The sequence below is a fragment of the Exiguobacterium sp. s168 genome (assembly GCF_018619035.1).
GTDB lineage: Bacteria > Bacillota > Bacilli > Exiguobacteriales > Exiguobacteriaceae > Exiguobacterium_A > Exiguobacterium_A acetylicum.
Genome location: NZ_JACSNE010000021.1, coordinates 1 through 19947 on the forward strand (window position 1 = coordinate 1; position 19947 = coordinate 19947).

Consider the following 19947-nt stretch of genomic DNA (forward strand, 5'->3'; position numbering starts at 1 on the left):
TGCAAAAACACCTCCGATGTTAGTACTTTTTAAAAGTGTACCACTCCGAAGGTGTTTTATATTGTCTCAAAATTTTAGGTTAGCCCACACAGTGTTTTCACTGTAAGGGGATTTTTTTCGGTTACGTTGTCAATCGAGCGGTAATCCCAGCATCATCGGTGACATAGAAATCGCCTGCTTGATCGGTAACGGTATAAGCGGAAGACTTCAACGCCTCGATCGCTACTTGAAGCGTCTCTTGATTCGGATAACGCAGCGTCCAGTAGACAAGTCCGACCGCATCTTCTGGATTCGTTGGTGCATTGACACCCGACCAGACGTTCAGACCGATATGATGGTGGTAACCGCCCGCAGCAACGAACAACGCACGCATTCGCGAAGCGTCAGCGGCAACGTCAAAGCCGAGCGTCTCGACATAAAATGACCGCGCTGCTTCGAGTGTCTTGACGTGGAAATGGACATGTCCCATGACCGTATCGTTCGGCATGCCATACCAATCTTCTTCTCCCGCTTCGACGAGCATGCTTTGCCAATCGACGGGATCCGTCGTCATCTTGACGTCTCCGTTTGCTTCGTACGTCCAGGTCTCACGTGGACGATCGGCATAAATTTCGATCCCGTTCCCGTCTGGATCCGACAGATAAAACGCTTCACTGACGAGATGGTCACCTTGACCAATCTCGATCCCTTGTTCGATCAAATTCCGGATGACGAAACCGAGTTCTTTTCGGTTTGGTAGCAAAATCGCAAAATGATATAACCCGGCGACCGAGTTCGGTGGGAAACGACGGGCATTCGGATGGACTTCAAGCTCAACGAGTGGTGTATCTTGCGCGCCAAGAACTGTGAGCTGATCCGTTTGCGTCAGCACACGTAATCCGAGTGACGTTGTATAAAATGAAATAGAACGATCGAGATCCGTGACGCGTAAACGAACAGGACCGAGTGTAATCTGTGGGTGAATCGACATGTTGTTTCCTCCTTCAATGAAATAGCTCGTACCCCTATTATTACGCGGAAGCGATCGAAGCGGAAGTAGGCACGAATAAGTGGTATAGTATCCTAAACGATACCATGAAGGAGGAAGACCGATGGAAGAGACACCAAGCTGTCGCGTCGAAACAGCACTCGAAATTTTGACCGGAAAATGGAAGCCGTCGATTTTACTCGTCTTGATTACACACGGAACGCTTCGCTTCAGTGAACTGAAACGACAATTACCGAACATTACGCAAAAGATGCTGACGGCTCAACTGCGTGAACTTGAACTGAACGATATCGTCCATCGCGAGATTTATCAGGAAGTTCCCCCCCGCGTCGAGTACTCACTGACGGACTATGGACGGACACTGATTCCTGTTCTTGACGCGATCAATGCATGGGGTGAACAACATGTCATTCATCTTGAACATAAAGAAAAACTCGCTTCTGCTTCCCAATGAGGAATCCATTTCGATGTGATTTCTCATTTTTTATGGAATAAACTGTCTATTATCACGTATACTGACGTAATAGACTTCTGTTTTTGGAAAGGAATGAGTTCCTATGCATCAACTTCATGCGATCGAGCAACTGGTTGCTCGACTCAAACAAGATCCTGCAGTCGAAGCCATCTTCTTGAAAGGATCCTTCGGGCGGGGAGAAGAAGATGTTCATTCAGACATCGATTTGTACTGTCTCGTCTCAGAAGAACGTCAAACAAAATTCTTATCGCGTCGTTTGTCCCATCTTTCTACTTATCGTTCAATCATCTGGAAAGATGAGATCGACATCATCGCACCACAAATGATCGTCGTCTATGATGATTTGTTACATATCGATTTATTCACGGTGACGCTCGATTCGCTGAACCACAAGGATCAATTGCGTGTCTTGTATGATCCACAAGAACAGTTGATGGACTTTACTAATACATGTGACTTAACGCTTTCTGCTCAAGAAGCGACCGATGAAGCAATCGATGCTGTCTGGTTCTTGTTTCAATATAAAAAAGCAGCAGCACGGGGAAATGACTTATGGGCAGTCGAGATGCTCCGAAGCGCCTTGATCAAGTTCGCGAAAGTCTTGCTCCATCATCATGCTCCTGAACGAGCGCAACTCGGATTAAAGACGATTCCGACGACATTGCCAGACCATCCACGCTTTGCGCTTGAAGCAATCTATGACGTCCTGACACCCGCAACGCACGCTGAAGCGGCTCAACGTTATTTGGCTTGTTTAGAAACTGAACGAAACGCGCTCGACCAGACGCTTGCCTCTCATCCAGAGACGCTCGCTTTACTCGATCGATTAACGCCTGAACTCTCGATCCAACAATTAAAGCGATAACGACAAAGGAGTAGCAGGCATTTGCCCGCTACTCCTTTGTCTGCTCACTAATCATCGTGTCAATTGAATCTCCTTCGATTGTCCACCTGCCCAGCCAAAGCCAGATGAGACTTCAAGCATTGGATTTTTGACCTGTTTCGGTAATTCAAAGACGATATTGCCGGTTTTTTCGATGTTCGGATTGATCGTCTCTAAGAAGAAGCCCATCCCGTCTTCATTTGCATAGAGATCAAGTTCCGTATCGGCTGAGTATTCCGTATCGCCGACATTGACTTTAAACATATTGCTGTCGACGAACCGTTCTTCCTTGTCTCCATTTAGAATCGTCAACCCGATGACTAAGAATTGTCCTGACGTTTTCTTTTCGCCGAGGACGTTCGACAACGAATCGACCATCTTGACGTCATTGACGACATACGTCAGTTTCCCGACCTTCACCTGATCGTTGATGCCATAGGTTTTCTTGACCGGCTTCGCCGCTGCTTTTGCTTTCACGGGTTTTGCTTCTGATTTGACTGCTTCTTGTTCGACCTCTACTTTTTTCTCCGGTGCTCCTTGTTCTTCGTCATCTCCTAGATTCCCGAGAATGACTGCGCCAATCACGATAATTCCTGCCCACTTCAATCCTTTTTTCATGTTACTTCCTCCTTTTAATGTGGCTGACTCACGTCTGATAGCCCTAGTATAGGAAGAAGCAACCCCTTATCCTTTACACTTTTTTAACCAGGTCTTTTTTTGTTTCAGGTTAGAAAAATAGATTGACAACACAAAAAAAAGAGCGCTGAATTCAGCGCTCTCTTGCTCCTTATTCTCCTTTGACCCGGATGACGATTTTTCCTTTTGCGTGCCCTTCTTCGCCATAATCATGTGCTTCCTTGATTTGATCCAGATCAAAAATCCGATCAACGACAGGTTGTAGCTCGCCACGCTCGACCGCTTTAGCGATATGCCGCAAACGTTCACCGGTCGGTTGCATGAAGACATATGCAGATCGTGCATTATGTTGCTTCGCTTGCTCTTCATCCGGTGGTGTAGAAATCGAGACGAGCATGCCGTTCGGCTTCAGCATCTGATACAGTTCCCCTTGCTTGTCGCCGCCCATTGTATCGAATACAAAATCGACGTCGCGAACACGATCCGCCGGATTTTCCTGTTTGTAGTCGATGACTTCGTCGGCTCCAAGTGCTTTTACCCAGTCAACGTTTTTCGTACTTGTTGACGTAATAACGTACAAACCATTCGCTTTCGCGAGTTGAATCGCGACGGTTCCGACACCCCCTGATCCAGCACCAATGAAGATCCGGTCACCCGGCTTCGCATCCATCACTTCGAACATGACCTGCCATGCTGTATGCGAGACGAGTGGTAGAGACGCTGCTTCTGCGAAACTGAGCGATTCTGGTTTTTTCACAACTAAATGCGCATCGACTGCAACATACTCCGCATACGTTCCTTGACGAGCGATTTCCGGACGGCTGAAGACGGCGTCCCCGACTTGAAGATCGGAGACGTTCGCTCCGACTTCCTGAATCACGCCAGCAACGTCCCAACCGATGACGAGCGGCATTTCGTAGCTCAACATCTGACGCAAGTAGCCTTCGCGTAATTTCCAATCGACAGGGTTCACACTCGCGGCATAGACTTCGATTAAGACATCATCCGGTCCGATGACTGGCTTTTCCAGTTCTCCAATCTTGAATTGTTCCGATCCACCATACTGTTCAATGTAAGCTGCCTTCATCCGTTGACTCCTCCTTCAATATTCGTTCCCTATCTTCTTCCCCGTCCGTTCCACCGACAAACAGTCTGAAGATGCACAACAGCTCCCCATCGATCGATGAGGAGCTGTTTCTTAGCCATTCGTTTGCTGAAGGGTGGATGCCGTCTCGTTCAAGGCATGAATCGCCTGTTGCAGTTCCATGACTTGACCGACTTGGTGACGTGTCAGACCGGATAACGACTCACTTTGTGCGAGCAAGGCGTTCATGAACGTGTCGAGTTGACCGGCTGCTGTCGTGATAGCAACAAGACTGTTCGTCATCGTCGCGAACTGGGTCTGCGCCGACTGGATCGAACCAACGACTTCCGTTGCATCTGTTTCGATCGTTTGCAACGCTAACTGGCTCTCTGCCATCCGCTCTTCCTGCTCACGTAACAGTGTCGTACTGGCATGAATCGAGTTACCGGTTTGCGTGACGTCCTGATCAACACGTTCGATAATCGCATTGATTTCTTTTGACGCTTCTGCCGTCTGCGCTGACAGGTTGCGAATTTCTTGCGCGACGACCGTGAAGCCTTTTCCGAACTCACCAGCGCGGGCTGCTTCGATCGACGCGTTAAGACTGAGCAAGTTTGTCTGAGCCGCAATTGCATTAATGCTCGACGTAATCGCGACGATTTCTTGGAAACGTCCAGCGAGCTGTCCGAACGACGTGACCGACTCATCCATGCTCGTCGTCAATTGTTGCAAGGATTGTCCAGCTAGACCAATCGTCTGCCTGCTTCGTTCAGCGGTTGTCCGCGATGAGGAACTCCGCTCGAGGGCGCGATCGACTGAAACCGTCACATCCTCCATCCGGTTGACTTGCTGGTCATTCAATTGGCGAATTTCACGAATCGCTTGGACGCTTCCTGCTGCATCATGTGCCAGCTGTTGCATCGCCATATCAACCTGACTGAAAGAATCCTTCGCCGCGTCGACCGTTTCACTCATCTCTTCTGTGAACGTCGTTACTTCCGTTGCTGTTGCTGCCGTTTGCTCAAGGGCGACTTGCGACGTTGCCGCGTAAGCTTCCGATCGCTCTTGTTCTTGACGAACTGCCTGCATGACGTTTCGTCCAAAAACGGCAACGAAGACAGCCGCTGAGAAGATCATCAAATAGATGACATACGCGACGATCAAGTCGAATGTTTTCGTAAAGACAATCGTTCCGTTGGCTGTGAATAACGCCATTTCAAGTAGTCCGAAAATCCCAGCCAGAACGACGAGACGCGGAATCAAATAGACGATTGAAATCGTCAAATAAAGGTAAGCAATCGTCCAGATACTTGGGGACGGTAATGTCGTCAAAACCAAGGCGAGGACGAGATACGTTAATGTCACTTGAACATATTTCCCGCTCGGACGATGTCCGAGGAGGCGGTTGCCGACAAGCAACGCGACCGTCAAAATCAGACCACCGACTAAAAACTGATAGAACACACTGATGGGAACATAATTCATTTGGGCAAATACGAAAATCAACGGATGCGCAATTGTAATCAACGTTGCAATCAGACGGGATAAAATCTTTGTACTTTGTTGCTCGAGGGCAGATACCATCTTGTTCAAACTCCTTCATCATAGTAAAGTCATACAATTGTTTATCGGCAGAATGAATTCAATCGTTAAGTTCCTCGGATGACTTTTTTTCTTGACGCTTTCTTAAAACCAGGAGTACGTTTAACGTAGATTTTTTTTAGAAAAGAGGATTCCTATGCTGTATGTACTCGTAGGTCTCGCAGGTATTCTCGGTGCCTCTGCACGTTATGGACTCGGACTGCTGATTGGCGACTTTACGACTGGTCCGTTCCCGTGGCCCACGCTTGCGATCAACTTGATCGGTAGCTTTCTGCTCGGCTATGCGACACATTTTTTATTTCAAACGAAACTCTTGCATCAATATGTGATCACTGCCATCGGAACAGGCTTCATCGGCTCATTTACGACGTTTTCGACATTTAGCGTCGAGACCGTGACGTTACTCAACGAACGTCATCTAGCGGATGCGCTTCTCTACGTGCTCGTCAGCTTATTTGGTGGTCTGTTCCTGTCTTATCTCGGTTACGCTCTTGGGACAAGACGACTGCGTTACGTGACGAAAGGACGTGACTGAATGACATTACTCGCCCTCGCCATCGGTGCTTTTTGTGGTGCTATCAGTCGCTTTGCTGTCAGTCAATGGATGAAGACGTTTTGGAAACATGAATTTCCACTAGCGACGTTCCTGATTAACGTAATCGGTTCGTTTTTGCTTGGTCTCGTCATCGGTGCGCATCTGGATACGACATGGACGTTACTCTTAGGTACCGGTTTCCTTGGATCATTTACAACGTTCTCAACGTTCAAAATCGAGACGTTGCAGTTATTTCAGGACGGAAATCGTAAAGTACTTACCCTCTATCTCATCTCAAGCTACGGTTTCGGAATTCTTGCAGCTTTCCTTGGAATCACACTTACAGCTTGAACAAAACAAGAGGCGACGGAAAATCCGTCGCCTCTTGTCGTATCCGTTTTAATTTAATCATTCATCCAGAATAGACCAACCGTCTCTGCTCCGGCATGCGTCCCGATTGCTGGTCCGAACGTGCCCTCGAGAATCGTCAAATCCGGGAACTTCGCTGCGACTTGCTGCCGCAGTTCCGCTGCCATTTCCGGTGCCATCGTCGTCGCGACATAAATCCGGTTCTTATAGAACGTGTGCTGACGCATCGATTCATCGATTTGTTTAACCATTTCGATGTAAGCTTTCTTTAAAGAACGTGCTTTTTTGAACGGTACGATTTTTCCTGCTTCATCCGTCGTGATGATCGGTTTGATGCTGAGTAGGTTCGCAAGGAACAAGTCACCGGATGAGACACGTCCACCCCGGCGCATCGTTTCCATATTACCGACGATCATATAGAAATGGGTCTTTTTCGTCAACGCTTGTAAGGCTGCGACGATTTCCTCGACGGATTTCCCCTGTGCCGCGAGCTCCATCCCGTAACGAATGAACTCTTGTTGGTTCTCAAACGCTGTATGCGAGTCGATGATATGAACCGGGAAACTGGCTGCTTCCGCTGCTGATGCTGAACTTTGGACGGTACTTGAGAGCCCATTCGTACAGTGCACTGCAATGGCACAGTCATAGCCTTCTTCTTTCAGACGTTCATATGTTCCAACGAACTCCCCAAAGATTGGTTGTGATGTTTTGGCAATCAGCTTTTTGTCCGCATCTAAGGCACGGAACAATCGCTCGACCGTGATCGCATTCTCTTGATACGCCGTATCACCGAGTAAGATTTGAATCGGTACGACATTGACGCCGATCGCTTCTGCCTCTTCCTTCGTGAAATAGGCCATACTATCGGTCACCCATGCTATTTTAGTCATTTTCCTTAGCCTCCGTTAGATTCTTCTCGCTTTATCCTACCATATACAGAAGTGGAAATCGCAAGAAACGTCATGACATCATCTGAAAATGAAACGATGTACGCTTATGATAGTGCTCATCGGCATGCAAGACGACGGAAGGAAAATTCGGTTGGTTGATCGCATCCGGTAATCCTTGTGTCTCAAAACAGATTCCGAGGTATGGGGTTGCTCGTCTTCCACAAATCGTAAACTCGCCCGACAAATGATTAGCGGTGTAGACGACGACTCCCGGTTGATCCGTCACGACGCGCAATCGCCGCCCGCTGATTGGTTCATCGAGAACGATTTCTCCACCCTCTCTAAGCAGGAAGGGATGATCAACCCCACTACCTGCTTGACGGAGTTGTTCATCTGATGCATGTGTCACTTCATGCAGGGGACGGGTATCGAGAAAATCAAAGACGGTGTCTGTCACCGGGAGAATATCACCGGTCGGTACCGCATCTTTCGTCAACGGAACATAAAAAGGTGCATCCATTCGTAACAGATGCTGTTCAATCGTCGTCTTCGCCTCACCCGTCAAGTTAAAGTACGTATGATTCGTCGGACTGAATGGTGTCGAAGCTGTCGTCTCCGCTTCATAATGGATATGCAGGACGTTCTCGTCCGTCCATTCGAACGTCAGCGTGAACGACAAGTGCCCCGGATAGCCGTTCTCCCCACTCGGACTATCTAAACGTAGAACAAGTTTGTCGTCGTTGATTTCGTGCGTGAACATTCGGTTCGCCCAATTTTCGCTTCCTCCATGGAGGTGATGTTCACCCTCATTTTGTTCGAGTACATACGTCATTCCTTCTAGCGCAAACGCACCATTCGCAATTCGTCCGCCGACGCGTCCGATCGTGGCGCCTAAGTGATGCGGATCATCTTGGTATTCTGATAGGTCGTCAAACGCGAGTACGACATTTTCGATCATTCCATGTTGATCCGGAACCCGGATGGCAAGAATTTTTGCGCCTCGGTTCAAGATATCGATACTATGCCCATGCACATTCTGTAACGTGAATCGTAGCAAGGACTGATCTCCTAGTTGCCCTACTTCTGTTGTCGTAATCATCATTTGCTTCCTCCTGTACGATACATTTTCCTGTTTTCGTATTTACCCTCGGAACGAGACAAAAAAACAACAATGGCAAAAGACCATTGTTGTTACAGAGACGGAAGTGGTAATCGCACTTCGATCCGAGTCCCTTGATGGATGATCGAGTGGACGTGTAATGTTGCAGTCGGACCGTATGTCACGTCTAATGCGCGTCGAATCAGAAACAGGTTCGAATCACCCGCTTCCTTTTGATTCAGTTGTTGCATCACAGCAGGCGGTACACCTTGCCCATTATCCGTAACTTCGATGACCCAGTCTGTCGTCGTCTTGAAGGCACGGACATCAATCCGGTGATGTCGTCCTGCCTTTACGAATGCATGACGTAGTGCATTATCGACGAGCTGTGTCACAAGGAATGGAAAGACGAAGTATTCTTCAACAGCGGTCTCGATATCAAGATCAACCGTGATATCAGCGGAGGTCAGTTGATTCGGGCGACGTCGTGTTCCTTCTAGTGATAAATAGGCCTTCAAGGTCGCCAGTTCCTCGCGTAGTGGATGTTCATCATGCCGCGTCGCTGTCGTCAACAGTTGAAGCAGCGCATTCAGTTGATGTTTCACAGGAGTTCCCGGATCAGCTGTCCGCTGGATTTCTTCGATGATCCCTTTCAGATAGCTGACGTGTAACATCGGTTTCATCTTTCTTCCGTTTAACCGGAGCAACTGATCTTCTCGGTGCATGTGTAGCTCTCGTGCTAATAAACGGACGAGTTGTTCCGTCATCCGCTCGACGGTGTCGTCAAATAGGTCTTTCGAAAAGTAACAGATGACACCTGCCTTTTGACCGTTAATGCGCATCGGATGAAAACTGAGAATTTGTCCCGTCTGCTCGTCTTCCTGTCGGACGGGTTCTTCTGCTTCGATCCATCGTTGTTCCTCACGTCTCGGTTGCTCGCCACAGACTGCTGGTTGCTGGTCCGTCATATCGATGACGACCTCTGTCGCCCCGAGCACGACGATCCGTTGCATCTTTGTCTCCTTCAATAACGTCGCTCCGATCTGCCGTGCGACTTCCGAAGTCAATCCCTGCTTTCGTAAGGGTTGTAATGCTTGCAGTAGACGATCGGATCGCTCGGTCTGGCGGACGAAGAGTGCTCCTTCGAGTCGAAGTTGTGTCCGTAAGATCATGATGAACAGTACGACCCCACATATGTTTGCGAACAGTAACGGAAAAGCGGCACGACTCATCAAATCCAGTGCCTCCGCTGTATCAGGGGCAAGTAATAATGTAATCCCACTTTCGAACAATAATGCCGTCAATACGATACCGATTGGTGGAACGAGCGCATAACCATCATGCAAGCGCCAGCGTTTTCGATACCAGCCGCTCGCAAGTCCAGCGAGCATGGCGATGATCCAACCGGCTTCTGCCCCTAACGAACCGAGTACGTAGCGGTGTAAACCAACCAAACATCCCGTGATGCCGCCGATCACTGGTCCACCAATCAATCCGCTCGTCACGATGACAGCGAGTCGGGTATCGAGCAACAAGGCATCCTTTTCGACAGCTAATCCGAGTAACGGATCAATCGTCGTATCTTGCGAAAGTTCAATTCCTGCGTAGTTCATCAAAATACCGGATGACACGAATGCAAAGAGCAGTGGAAGATTCATTCCGCGGTCCATCTTGAATATGTATCGGGAAATGCGCCACTGGGACAATAAAAAGGCTAACAGTGCTAACATACCTAAACGACTCAGTAAGAATGGGATCTGCTCGAGCACGGAATACCTCCTCGTTTCATAGGACGCGAATCAACAATAAAGTCGTATTAGATTACATTCCCGCTCCTCTCTGCATTCTCCTATCACGACTACCGAAAGTTCGCACAATCCGTCTATTCTTGATTTTTTGACTGATGTGATATAAAAAAGCCGGCTCCTCCATGAGGAACCGACCATCTTATGCTTCTGCTTGTTCAGCTGGATGCAACCAAATCTTGACGCGGTTGATTTGATAGTTCTCCATCTCCATCACCTCGACGGAGAAGTCTGGTGTATCGATATGCTCACCTGGCTGAAGATCAATGTTATGCATCTGAATCCAGCCACCGATCGTATCGACATCTTCGACATTCGTAAAACGAATATTGAAACGTTCTTCCAAGTCAGCGAGCAAGACTGTACCGTCGAGTAGGAACTCGTCCGATTTGACCTGTTCGATTTCTTCGACTTCATCTGCGTCGAATTCATCACGGATTTCACCGACGATTTCTTCGAGTAAGTCTTCCATCGAGACGAGACCTGCCGTTCCACCGTATTCATCGACGACGAGAACGAGATGGGTCCGGGTCCGTTTCATCTTGCGAAGTGTCTCTTGAAGCGACGTCACTTCCGAAACAACCGGTAAATCCTTGATATAATGCGTCACCGGATGCTCATTGCCGTTCGCATAATCCGTCAAGACTTCCTTGACGTTGACGTATCCGAGAATCCGGTCCTTATCGTTTTCTTCTGTGACCGGGTAACGCGTGTACGGATTATCCATGAAGATTTCCATCAGTTCATCTTTCGTCAAACGTTCCGAGATCGTCTCCATCCGCATCCGCGGCACCATCAAATCTTTGACGATGTGCTCATCAAACGCAAAGACGTTTTGCATGAGGGCAAGTTCCGTTTGGTTGATTTCACCACTTTGGAAACTTTGCGCCATGATGATTTTCAATTCATCTTCCGAGTGGGCTTGTTCGTGCCCTGCTGGTTTGACACCGAACAGACCGAGGAATAAGCGCGCTGAACCGTTGAGTAACCAAATGAATGGGTACATGATTTTACCGAACACATAAAGTGGACGGGCAAACAACAATGTCATGCGTTCTGCATACTGAATCGCAAGCGTCTTCGGAGCGAGTTCACCGATGACGACGTGTAAGAACGTTACGGATACGAATGCGATACCAAACGACAAGAGTGTCGAAACAGCAGCAGAGATCCCGAAGTCGTCGAAGACAGGATGCAAGATCTTTTCAACGGTTGGTTCACCAAGTGCCCCAAGACCAAGTGCCGTGACCGTGATACCAAGCTGACAGGCAGACAAGTAGTAATCGAGATCGCCCGCGATCTTTTTCGCGAGGACGGCACTTTTGTTCCCTTCTTGAATCATTTGATCCAAACGCGACATCCGAACCTTAACGACAGCAAATTCCGATCCGACGAAAAACGCCGTCAACGCAATCAACAAGACCACTAAAAATAAATTGATGAATAATATAGTATCCAAAATCCCCTAAACAGGGGTCACCTCCATTGTTTTGTATTAAAGCTGTGCAATCAAGGAAGCAATCAATGTCAGACGTCGGGACAGTTCTAAGCGGATCGCTTGTTTTTCGACGTCCGTCGAATACAACAAACGCTGCTCGAGTCCTTCAACCGTCGCCTGAAGTTGTTTCACTTCCTGATAAATCGTCTCCCCTGTTTTTTGTTCCCGTTCCGTAAAAGAAGCAAGAATCTCTTGCAGGGAAAGTCGTTGAGACTTCAAATATTCAATCTTTTCGATTTGATGAATGACCGATTCGTCATACAGACGGTAGCCAGACGCGGTACGCTCTGGTGTTAACAGACCGAGTGATGTGTAGTAATCGATCGTTCGTTTTGATAAGCCGGTGGTCTCCGCGACCTGACCGATTCGAAGTAACGCCTTCCCAAAAGATTCTCACCTCCTTTCTATAGCTAGTTCTCTTATCTTATCATGTCAAAACCATACAGTAAAACGTCGCGCTTTTTCAGAGAAAAAAAACGACTACTCCCGTTCGCACGAGAATAATCGTTTCATCCCACTTTTTCATACGGTTACGACAGGTTCTTCGACTGGTATACCGACGATTGAGCGTTCTAGTAATTCAACGACATCGTACGTAGCAACCGCCTCGTCGACTTCCTTCGCCTTCGTGCCGTCACTGAGCATCGTCAGACAGTACGGACATGCTGACCCAATGACAGACGGTTGGACCGTCAACAATTGTTCCGTCCGTGCGACGTTGACGCGTGCGCCGACTTTTTCTTCTTGCCACATCATGCCGCCACCAGCACCGCAACACATCCCTTTTTCCCGGTTGCGTTCCGTCTCGACGAGCGTGATGCCTGGAATCTTCTCGAGAATATAACGTGGTGCGTCGTAAATATCATTGTAACGACCAAGATAACACGAATCGTGATAGACGACACGCTCCTTGACTTCATGGAGCGGTGTGATCCGTTTTTCGTCAATCAGTCGTGCGAGCAATTCGGTATGGTGATAGACTTCAACGTCCGGACTCAGTCCGAAGTCGGGATACTCGTTTTTAAATGTATTGTAGGCATGCGGATCAATCGTGACGATCTTTTTGACGCCGTATTTCTCAAATGATTTAATGTTTGCTTCCGCGAGTTCCTGGAACAAAACTTCGTTCCCGATCCGGCGCGGTGTATCTCCTGAGTTTTTCTCATCGTTTCCTAGAATCGCAAACGAGATGTCTGCCTCGTTTAGAATACGCGCAAACGCCATCGCGATTTTTTGACTTCGGTTATCGTACGATCCCATCGCACCAACCCAGAACAGGTACTCGAAGTCTTCGCCCGCTTTTTTCTTCTCCTTTGCTGTCGGAACGACGAGTTCATCACGGTTTTTCCGCCAGTTTTCGCGTTCTTTCCGGTTCATCCCCCATGGATTACCTTGACGTTCGATGTTTGCCATCGTCCGTTGCATCTCCGGATCCATCTTGCCTTCCATCATGACGAGATGACGACGGAGGTCGATGATCTTATCGACATGTTCGTTCATGACCGGACACTGATCTTCACAGTTCCGACACGTCGTACACGCCCAGATCTCTTCTTCTGTAATGACGTTCCCAATCAATGAATCTGGAACGATATCCATCTGTCCGGCTGCTGCGAGTGAAGCGATTTGATTTCCTTGCGATCCTTCGAACGCAAAGGCAGGTGCCCATGGCGAGCGCTGTGTGATGGCTGCCGTTTTCATGTTGAGATGGTCCCGTAATTTAACGATCAAATCCATCGGCGACAACATCTTCCCCGTTCCACTCGCTGGGCACATGTTCGTACAGCGTCCACACTCGACGCAGGCATATAGATCAACGAGCTGTTTCTGATTGAAATCTTCGATTCGGTTGACCCCGAAGCTAAATTCCGCTTCGTCGTCTTCTGCCTCTTCCATGACCGATAGATCAATCGGTGCCAAACGCCCGACTTTCGACGTTCGACCGAGCCAGACGTTTGCTGTACCGGCAATCAAGTGTGCATGTTTACCTTGCGGGATGTAAACCATGAAGCTAAGTAAGAACAGTAAGTGTGCCCACCAGAAGAAAACGAATAATCCAAACGCAACCGATTCCGGCACCCAACTGAATAAGAACGCGATGCTTGAAGCAACCGGTTCACCGAGCGTCGAATGATTCTCATAGACAAGGAAGAAGCCGTTTCCGAACAGGACGGCGACCATCAAACCACCGATGAAGATCAACGCAAGACCTGCCATGAAATTCCGCTTCAAGCGGACGAGTTTCTCAACGTACCGGCGATAAAATCCCCAAACGACAGCAATCAAGATAACGAGCATGACGATTTCTTGGAAGAATGTAAAAATCGGATAAAGCAGACCGAGTGGGACATGCGGAAAACGCTGACCGACGGCGAGTCCTTTCCAGATAAAATCGATCGCTCCGAATTGAACGAGTAAGAAGCCGTAGAACATCATAACGTGGATAGCGCCACTTTTCTTATCTTTTAATAATTTCTTTTGACCGAAGACGTTGACTAAGACTGCGTCCAGTCGTTCTTTGTTCGTCAGTGTCCATTCCGCCTTTTTCCCCCGTTTAATAGCGGCATAACGACTTTTGACGAGTGACGTGAACAGATAGCCCGCATAGCCGATGACGAGTAGGAAGGCAATCCAGTTGATGAGTAAAAACGTATTCATGTTCGAACAAACCCCTTTCCCCCTAAAGCAGTTGTGTTGAAATGAGTATAGCATATAATGAATGGCTATTCATTCATTTTTTTCATTTAGTTTTTACTGCGTCACACAAGCAGATACGTACTCAAAAAAAAATCAAGCGGTGGATCATCCACCGCTTGATTTAATCACGTCCAATACGTCATTTTTTTAATTTCATTGTATTGGCCATCAGAACAGGGATGTCCGTATTTTCATGCAACCCACTGAACTGTTCGCTTTGTGGACCGTACGCGTAGAGCGGAACGTCAACACCTGTATGCACGGCAGTCGTCCAGCCGACATACGCTCGTTTACTGATTATCTCATTCAATGTCATGACGCGTTTCTTCGCATCTACTTTTTGCAACGTCTGAATTTCTTCAGCCGTCAAATCAAACGTCGTTTCTCGTTTGACGACAGAGGCGATGTTCGATAAGTCGTCGTTGAACTGACGAACCATCTCATTCCCCGTCGCCTTGACGTTTTTCAAGACTTCTGGTTTCGCTACGTACTCATCGTATCCACCGACGGACATACCACCTGTATCATGGTCACCGGCGACGACGACCAATGTGTGTTTATCTTTTGCTGCAAAACGAAGCACTTTTTCGACTGCCTGGTGGAACGCTTCTGCATCCTTCATCGCCCAAGCAGCATCATGCGCATGACCCGCCCAGTCGATCTGACTTCCTTCTACCATCAAGAAGAAGCCATCGCGGTCTTTCTTCAATGTTTGCAGGGCTTTCGACGTCATCGTCGCAAGGCTCGGTTGATTCGTGTTTTCCCGGTCCAATTCTGGTGCCATTCCTTCTTCTGCAAACAATCCAAGAACTTTACGACCATCCGTCTCATTCAGACTTTCGAGTGAATCCGCATACTGGTATCCTGCTCGTTCTGCTTTCTTCACTAGATTACCAGCCTCTTGAACGCCACCATTCTTTTGATCAAAAAAGAACTTCTGACCGCCACCAAGTAAGACGTCGACTTTCATTTCATCCATATATTGTTTCGCGATGTCCGCTTCATTCGCACGCGTTGCGACTTGCGATGCAAAAACAGCTGGTGTCGCATGGGTGATGGCTGATGTCGAGACAAGTCCTGTTGCTTTGCCTGCTTGATCCGCCCGATCAAGAATAGACGCTACTTCTTTTCCACTTGGATCCATACCGATTGTTCCGTTGTTTGTTTTTGTTCCTGTTGCCATCGCCGTTCCGGCAGCTGCTGAATCGGTCACTTTCGTGTTTGCCGAATACGTCCGCATCATTCCTTTTAAATGACCGTCGAGTTCCGTCTCCTCGCCTCCTTGATACCAGCGATAATTCGTTGCATAGGCAGCCGAATAACCATCCGGAATCATGAAGATGACATTTTTAACCTTCGCTTGTTTCGTGTTTTGTTTTGCCTCGACTGGCTGAGCCGATTCATATGTATAGCCCGCAACTCCCGTCATAAGCACTGTACCGAGAATACCTGTCGCCATACATTTCTTGTTCATTTGCGTTTCCTCCCTGTTCCCGATGATGGTTTCATCATACCGAGCGAATGTAAATGAACGATGGAGACTGCTTTAAGGAATGTAAAGAAACGATGACAGCCGAGTTACCACTTCATCTCTTCAAACATGTAATAGCCTTTGTGCTGTTCTTCTAAATATGTCGATAACGGAAGACGGACGTCTTCACTCGTGATGTACTCCGCTAACTCCGTTTGATCGATCCACTTCGTCTCAATGATTTCTTCATCGGGATCATTTGGATCAAGTACACCACTCACTTCGCAATCAAAATAAGTCACGAGGCTGTGCGCTTGATAGGTCGGCATGAAGTTCTCCGTTAAGAAAGCAAACGACGACGATGTGACCGTCAAGCCGGTTTCTTCTTCCACCTCGCGACGAAGTGCTTGCTCGAGTGTCTCTCCTGATTCAATCTGTCCACCAGGTAAGCTCCAGCGCTTCTCCTGACCCGATTGATTATTGACGATGAGCAGTTGATCGCCCTTGCGGATGATCGCGACGATGATTCGATAGAGTGGATACATGACGCTTCCTCCTAAAAAGACCACCTTGCCTAAAACAAGATGGTCCACTGAATGTTTATTCTAACCCGAGCGACTGTGGTAGACGGACTGCACGTGCGAAGGCATTTTTATAATCCTTTTTCGCGACTAACTTTTCGACTTCACGGATTGCTGGATGCTGTTCGTCCGCGAACGCACCAAGGATCGTCAAGTAACGCTCGTATACTTGATCGTCTTCCTGACGTGCTTTCAAGAGCGCTGTATACAGCATGACGGTATCTTCGCCGTATAAGACCGGTAATTCTTCATTGATTAAGAGTAGCGTATCGATGGACTCCGGGTCGACCTTCGGATTGTATTCCGTGATGACCTGCTCTGCGAGTCCTTCGAGTTGATCACGCCATTCGTTGTAGCGCGGCTCATCGTTCTCGAGCCATTCAAACCATTCCTCTTCCAACATCTGCTCCATTTGACGTACTGTTTGTTCAAATGCCATTCGTCTCACTCCGTTCCCAAGTTAAATTAATCGTATACGTACCGACTGCTTGTCCATTCATCTTTAATGTATAGCGAAACTGCATCTGCCGCGGTTTCATCTCAATCGTCTCCGTGCCCGTTTCCATCAACATCTGACCGAATTGACTGCCATACTGGCTTTTGGTCGTCTCTCCTAAAATGAAGACATGATGCATCGCAACAGGACCTTTACGATTCAAAGCAATCTGGTCTTTTGACCATTTGATCGTCGTATCGATCGGTTGTTCATCCGGCTGAACGAACTTCACGGCAAAACCGTCTTTTGTTTCGAACAACGTGCCGTCCGCCTTAAGTTCGACCGATTCACGCATCGGACCATCTTCGATCGTCGTCACCTGTCGTAATGACACCGGGTACTTTAATGGTTTCACTTCTATCACCTCATCGTTTAGCGTACACGATTTTTTCGTCTGATGCACCTTCTGCTTACATGCAACAAAAAAACGGATCCGATGTACATCGAATCCGTTCCAGATTGTAGACAAATGGACTGACTCAAAAAATGACGCACCTTTTCACGCCCTTTCCTCAGGCGAGACACAAGCCAGTTTTCCCGCTCCATTCGAGCAGGAAAACGGGTCTTGTTTGTCTTTGACAGCGCAAAATTGCGCTTTTTCCTGTAGGAGTGGCGTGTAACGTGTCATTTTCTTTATAACCGGAAGGAGAATCAGAAAAGCGTTTTGTTCACTCGACATCGCTTCCTAGGGAAAAACAAGCAAGAGCGACCCTGCAGCGAAGCGAAGCGGCGCGATGCTTGTCCCAGGAAAACGATGCGAGACGAACAAAAAAAAGCGCAATCCTTCTCGTTAGAGAACAATTGCACTTATCTTCAGTCTCAAACAGATTCGATGTACTTCGAATCCGTTCAAAACATATTAGCGCACACGGTACAGACGAGCTTCGAATGGACGAAGGACGAGTTCTGTTCCTTCGTGGTGCATCGTCGGATAGTTGCCAAGCAACATATTGTCCGAGTGCAAGATGATGTCCGTATCGATTTCTGCTGTTTCGCCTTTTAAGTTCGTAACGATCAAGAATTGTTCGTCACCAAGCGTCCGTGTATACGCGTAGACTTTCGTGTCTTCCGGTAAGATGAGATCGTACGCGCCGTAAATCAACGTCTCTTCCATCTTACGGATTTGGATCATTCGTTTATAGAAGTTCAAGATTGAATCTTCATCTTGTTCTTGCGACGCGACGTTGATGTCCGCGTAGTTTGGGTTGACACCAAACCATGGAGATTGATTCGAGAAACCACCGTTTTGCTCATTTGTCCACTGCATTGGTGTGCGTGAGTTATCACGGGACGAGTTCCAGATGACTTCCATGATTTCCTCATGTGTTTTCCCAGAAGCAAGTTGCATGTCGTACATGTTTTTCGTCGCGACATCATCATAATCCGAGATGTCCGGGAATTGAACGTTCGTCATCCCGATCTCTTGTCCTTGATAGATGAACGGTGTGCCTTGCATGAAGAAATACATCATCGCAAGCGACTTCGCGCTCTCTTTCCAGTACTGTTCCTCGTCACCCCAAAGGGAGACTGAACGAACCTTATCGTGGTTTTCGAGGTATAACGCATTCCACCCTGTAGCTTCAAGTCCTTTTTGCCATTTCGTCAGCACTTGTTTCAGTTTGACGACGTCGACTCCTTTTTCCGCATCTGCACGCCAGAGATCCATGTGCTCGAATTGGAAGACCATGTTCATCTTACCGTTCTCTTCTCCGACCCAGAGATCCGCTTCTTCCGGTGTGACGCCGTTTGCTTCTCCGACTGTCATGATATCGTATTTCGAGAACGTCTCATCCTTCAACTCTTCGAGATACGCATGGATGCCTTCGACGTTCATATGCATATCGAATGAAGGAACATACGGCATACCAAGCGGGTTCGGGAGATCGGCGAATGATTGATCCTTATTGATGTGACTGATTGCATCGATTCGGAAACCGTCGATACCTTTATCGAGCCACCAGTTGATCATCGTATAGACGGCTTGACGCATATCGCGGTTTTGCCAGTTCAAGTCTGGTTGACGACGAGAGAAGACGTGCAGGAAGTACTGCTCCGTCTTTTCATCATATTCCCATGCTGATCCACCGAAAATACTTTCCCAGTTGTTCGGTTCTCCACCATTGACGGCATCTTTCCAAATGTACCAATCGCGTTTCTCATTGTCTTTTGACGAACGTGATTCAAGGAACCACGGGTGTTCATCCGATGTGTGGTTGACGACAAGATCAAGCAAGACCTTGATGTCACGCTTATGCGCTTCTTCCATCAAGAGATCAAAGTCCGCCATCGTACCGAACTCATCCATGATGTCTTCATAATCACTGATATCATATCCATTATCATCGTTCGGTGACTTGAACATCGGGCAAATCCAAAGGACATCGACGCCAAGATCCTTCAAATAATCCAATTTTGCGATGATACCCGGAATATCGCCGATTCCATCGTTGTTTGCATCGTAAAAGCTGCGTGGATAGATTTGGTAAGCAACTGCTTCTTTCCACCAAGCTCGTGTAATTGTTTGTTGGGCCGTTTCAGGGCGCGGTATCATTTGTGTCATGTGTCGTGAATCCTCTCGTAGGTCAGTCTTTGGGGTGTTGTTTTCATTAGTCAGTTAACTTCTATACATAGCGCAACCGATTGCGCAATTCCTCTACCTTCATCTTATCAAATCCACTTTTAAAGTCAATGTTTCGGGGGTGATTCCACCATTTCACATCAACGGTTGTCACTCTTCGTTCACACTGAATATTTCAGGTCATTTTACATTACATTTACTGAATTATCCTACACTGTTTATCGGTCGATTTCTACCCTTTTGCATAACCTTTCCTTCCG

The 19947-nt window shown here is 47.7% G+C and carries 19 protein-coding genes; 4 read left to right on the forward strand and 15 right to left on the reverse strand.

From position 1 onward, the window contains the following. Positions 1–121: 121 nt before the first annotated feature. A complete protein-coding gene (locus KNQ15_RS11845; RefSeq protein ID WP_214724902.1) occupies positions 122–970 on the reverse strand; it encodes a VOC family protein in 849 nt (282 codons plus the stop codon). 121 nt (positions 971–1091) lie between these two features. On the opposite strand from KNQ15_RS11845, the gene KNQ15_RS11850 reads away from it, so the two are divergent. Together KNQ15_RS11850 and KNQ15_RS11855 are read left to right on the forward strand one after the other, a co-directional pair. After that, on the forward strand, positions 1092–1442 hold the full coding sequence (locus KNQ15_RS11850) for a winged helix-turn-helix transcriptional regulator (protein ID WP_214729633.1): 351 nt from the start codon (positions 1092–1094) through the stop codon (positions 1440–1442). A 103-nt stretch (positions 1443–1545) separates the two neighbouring features. After that, positions 1546–2328, forward strand: a complete 783-nt coding sequence (locus tag KNQ15_RS11855) for a nucleotidyltransferase domain-containing protein (protein WP_214729634.1) — start codon at positions 1546–1548, stop codon at positions 2326–2328. 51 nt (positions 2329–2379) lie between these two features. Here the strand turns inward: KNQ15_RS11855 and KNQ15_RS11860 are convergent, their stop codons facing one another. The 3 genes from KNQ15_RS11860 to KNQ15_RS11870 form a co-directional block, all read right to left on the reverse strand. Then, on the reverse strand, positions 2380–2964 hold the full coding sequence (locus tag KNQ15_RS11860; RefSeq protein ID WP_052169407.1) for a DUF4352 domain-containing protein: 585 nt from the start codon (positions 2962–2964) through the stop codon (positions 2380–2382). 169 nt (positions 2965–3133) lie between these two features. Continuing rightward, positions 3134–4069 (reverse strand): NADP-dependent oxidoreductase, encoded by a 936-nt coding sequence (locus KNQ15_RS11865; protein ID WP_214729635.1) that lies wholly within the window; start codon positions 4067–4069, stop codon positions 3134–3136. 111 nt (positions 4070–4180) lie between these two features. Next, positions 4181–5650: a methyl-accepting chemotaxis protein gene (locus KNQ15_RS11870; protein ID WP_214729636.1), complete on the reverse strand. Its 1470-nt coding sequence runs from the start codon at positions 5648–5650 to the stop codon at positions 4181–4183. Between the two features lie 154 nt (positions 5651–5804). On the opposite strand from KNQ15_RS11870, the gene crcB (KNQ15_RS11875) reads away from it, so the two are divergent. Together crcB (KNQ15_RS11875) and crcB (KNQ15_RS11880) are read left to right on the forward strand one after the other, a co-directional pair. Continuing rightward, complete coding sequence (gene crcB, locus KNQ15_RS11875; RefSeq protein ID WP_214729637.1) at positions 5805–6203, forward strand: fluoride efflux transporter CrcB; 399 nt, start codon at positions 5805–5807, stop codon at positions 6201–6203. Continuing rightward, the gene (crcB, locus tag KNQ15_RS11880) at positions 6204–6554 is read left to right on the forward strand and encodes a fluoride efflux transporter CrcB (RefSeq protein WP_214729638.1); all 351 of its coding nucleotides are present in this window, start codon (positions 6204–6206) and stop codon (positions 6552–6554) included. A 53-nt stretch (positions 6555–6607) separates the two neighbouring features. Here crcB (KNQ15_RS11880) and KNQ15_RS11885 read toward each other — a convergent pair whose 3' ends face one another. The 11 genes from KNQ15_RS11885 to KNQ15_RS11935 form a co-directional block, all read right to left on the reverse strand. Continuing rightward, positions 6608–7462 (reverse strand): DegV family protein, encoded by an 855-nt coding sequence (locus tag KNQ15_RS11885; RefSeq protein ID WP_058265493.1) that lies wholly within the window; start codon positions 7460–7462, stop codon positions 6608–6610. A 70-nt stretch (positions 7463–7532) separates the two neighbouring features. Then, entirely contained in the window at positions 7533–8561 is a 1029-nt protein-coding gene (locus KNQ15_RS11890; protein ID WP_214729639.1) for an aldose epimerase family protein, read from the reverse strand. 92 nt (positions 8562–8653) lie between these two features. Further along, the gene (locus KNQ15_RS11895; protein WP_214729640.1) at positions 8654–10330 is read right to left on the reverse strand and encodes a LytS/YhcK type 5TM receptor domain-containing protein; all 1677 of its coding nucleotides are present in this window, start codon (positions 10328–10330) and stop codon (positions 8654–8656) included. Positions 10331–10508: 178 nt separating this feature from the next. Next, positions 10509–11825: a hemolysin family protein gene (locus tag KNQ15_RS11900; RefSeq protein WP_023466825.1), complete on the reverse strand. Its 1317-nt coding sequence runs from the start codon at positions 11823–11825 to the stop codon at positions 10509–10511. A 36-nt stretch (positions 11826–11861) separates the two neighbouring features. After that, on the reverse strand, positions 11862–12230 hold the full coding sequence (locus tag KNQ15_RS16940; RefSeq protein ID WP_149426685.1) for a MerR family transcriptional regulator: 369 nt from the start codon (positions 12228–12230) through the stop codon (positions 11862–11864). A 156-nt stretch (positions 12231–12386) separates the two neighbouring features. Then, positions 12387–14522, reverse strand: a complete 2136-nt coding sequence (locus KNQ15_RS11910) for a (Fe-S)-binding protein (RefSeq protein ID WP_214729641.1) — start codon at positions 14520–14522, stop codon at positions 12387–12389. A gap of 178 nt (positions 14523–14700) precedes the next feature. Continuing rightward, on the reverse strand, positions 14701–16035 hold the full coding sequence (locus KNQ15_RS11915; protein ID WP_214729642.1) for an alkaline phosphatase: 1335 nt from the start codon (positions 16033–16035) through the stop codon (positions 14701–14703). Positions 16036–16139: 104 nt separating this feature from the next. Then, complete coding sequence (locus tag KNQ15_RS11920; protein ID WP_214729643.1) at positions 16140–16577, reverse strand: NUDIX domain-containing protein; 438 nt, start codon at positions 16575–16577, stop codon at positions 16140–16142. A 55-nt stretch (positions 16578–16632) separates the two neighbouring features. After that, the gene (locus tag KNQ15_RS11925; RefSeq protein WP_050677289.1) at positions 16633–17052 is read right to left on the reverse strand and encodes a hypothetical protein; all 420 of its coding nucleotides are present in this window, start codon (positions 17050–17052) and stop codon (positions 16633–16635) included. After that, positions 17042–17464, reverse strand: coding sequence for a YwiB family protein (locus KNQ15_RS11930; protein ID WP_353048917.1), 423 nt, complete (start codon positions 17462–17464; stop codon positions 17042–17044). The genes KNQ15_RS11925 and KNQ15_RS11930 overlap by 11 nt, the downstream gene beginning before the upstream one ends. Positions 17465–17968: 504 nt before the next feature. Beyond that, positions 17969–19669: a glycoside hydrolase family 13 protein gene (locus KNQ15_RS11935; protein ID WP_251137680.1), complete on the reverse strand. Its 1701-nt coding sequence runs from the start codon at positions 19667–19669 to the stop codon at positions 17969–17971. Positions 19670–19947 lie beyond the last annotated feature (278 nt).

What these genes read in the sequence shown, in the direction of transcription:
- KNQ15_RS11845 (WP_214724902.1), bottom strand. Translation starts at nt 970, where the DNA reads ATGTCGATTCACCCACAGATTACACTCGGTCCTGTTCGTTTACGCGTC.
- KNQ15_RS11850 (WP_214729633.1), top strand. Translation starts at nt 1,092, where the DNA reads ATGGAAGAGACACCAAGCTGTCGCGTCGAAACAGCACTCGAAATTTTG.
- KNQ15_RS11855 (WP_214729634.1), top strand. Translation starts at nt 1,546, where the DNA reads ATGCATCAACTTCATGCGATCGAGCAACTGGTTGCTCGACTCAAACAA.
- KNQ15_RS11860 (WP_052169407.1), bottom strand. Translation starts at nt 2,964, where the DNA reads ATGAAAAAAGGATTGAAGTGGGCAGGAATTATCGTGATTGGCGCAGTC.
- KNQ15_RS11865 (WP_214729635.1), bottom strand. Translation starts at nt 4,069, where the DNA reads ATGAAGGCAGCTTACATTGAACAGTATGGTGGATCGGAACAATTCAAG.
- KNQ15_RS11870 (WP_214729636.1), bottom strand. Translation starts at nt 5,650, where the DNA reads ATGGTATCTGCCCTCGAGCAACAAAGTACAAAGATTTTATCCCGTCTG.
- crcB (WP_214729637.1), top strand. Translation starts at nt 5,805, where the DNA reads ATGCTGTATGTACTCGTAGGTCTCGCAGGTATTCTCGGTGCCTCTGCA.
- crcB (WP_214729638.1), top strand. Translation starts at nt 6,204, where the DNA reads ATGACATTACTCGCCCTCGCCATCGGTGCTTTTTGTGGTGCTATCAGT.
- KNQ15_RS11885 (WP_058265493.1), bottom strand. Translation starts at nt 7,462, where the DNA reads ATGACTAAAATAGCATGGGTGACCGATAGTATGGCCTATTTCACGAAG.
- KNQ15_RS11890 (WP_214729639.1), bottom strand. Translation starts at nt 8,561, where the DNA reads ATGATTACGACAACAGAAGTAGGGCAACTAGGAGATCAGTCCTTGCTA.
- KNQ15_RS11910 (WP_214729641.1), bottom strand. Translation starts at nt 14,522, where the DNA reads ATGAATACGTTTTTACTCATCAACTGGATTGCCTTCCTACTCGTCATC.
- KNQ15_RS11915 (WP_214729642.1), bottom strand. Translation starts at nt 16,035, where the DNA reads ATGAACAAGAAATGTATGGCGACAGGTATTCTCGGTACAGTGCTTATG.
- KNQ15_RS11920 (WP_214729643.1), bottom strand. Translation starts at nt 16,577, where the DNA reads ATGTATCCACTCTATCGAATCATCGTCGCGATCATCCGCAAGGGCGAT.
- KNQ15_RS11925 (WP_050677289.1), bottom strand. Translation starts at nt 17,052, where the DNA reads ATGGCATTTGAACAAACAGTACGTCAAATGGAGCAGATGTTGGAAGAG.
- KNQ15_RS11935 (WP_251137680.1), bottom strand. Translation starts at nt 19,669, where the DNA reads ATGACACAAATGATACCGCGCCCTGAAACGGCCCAACAAACAATTACA.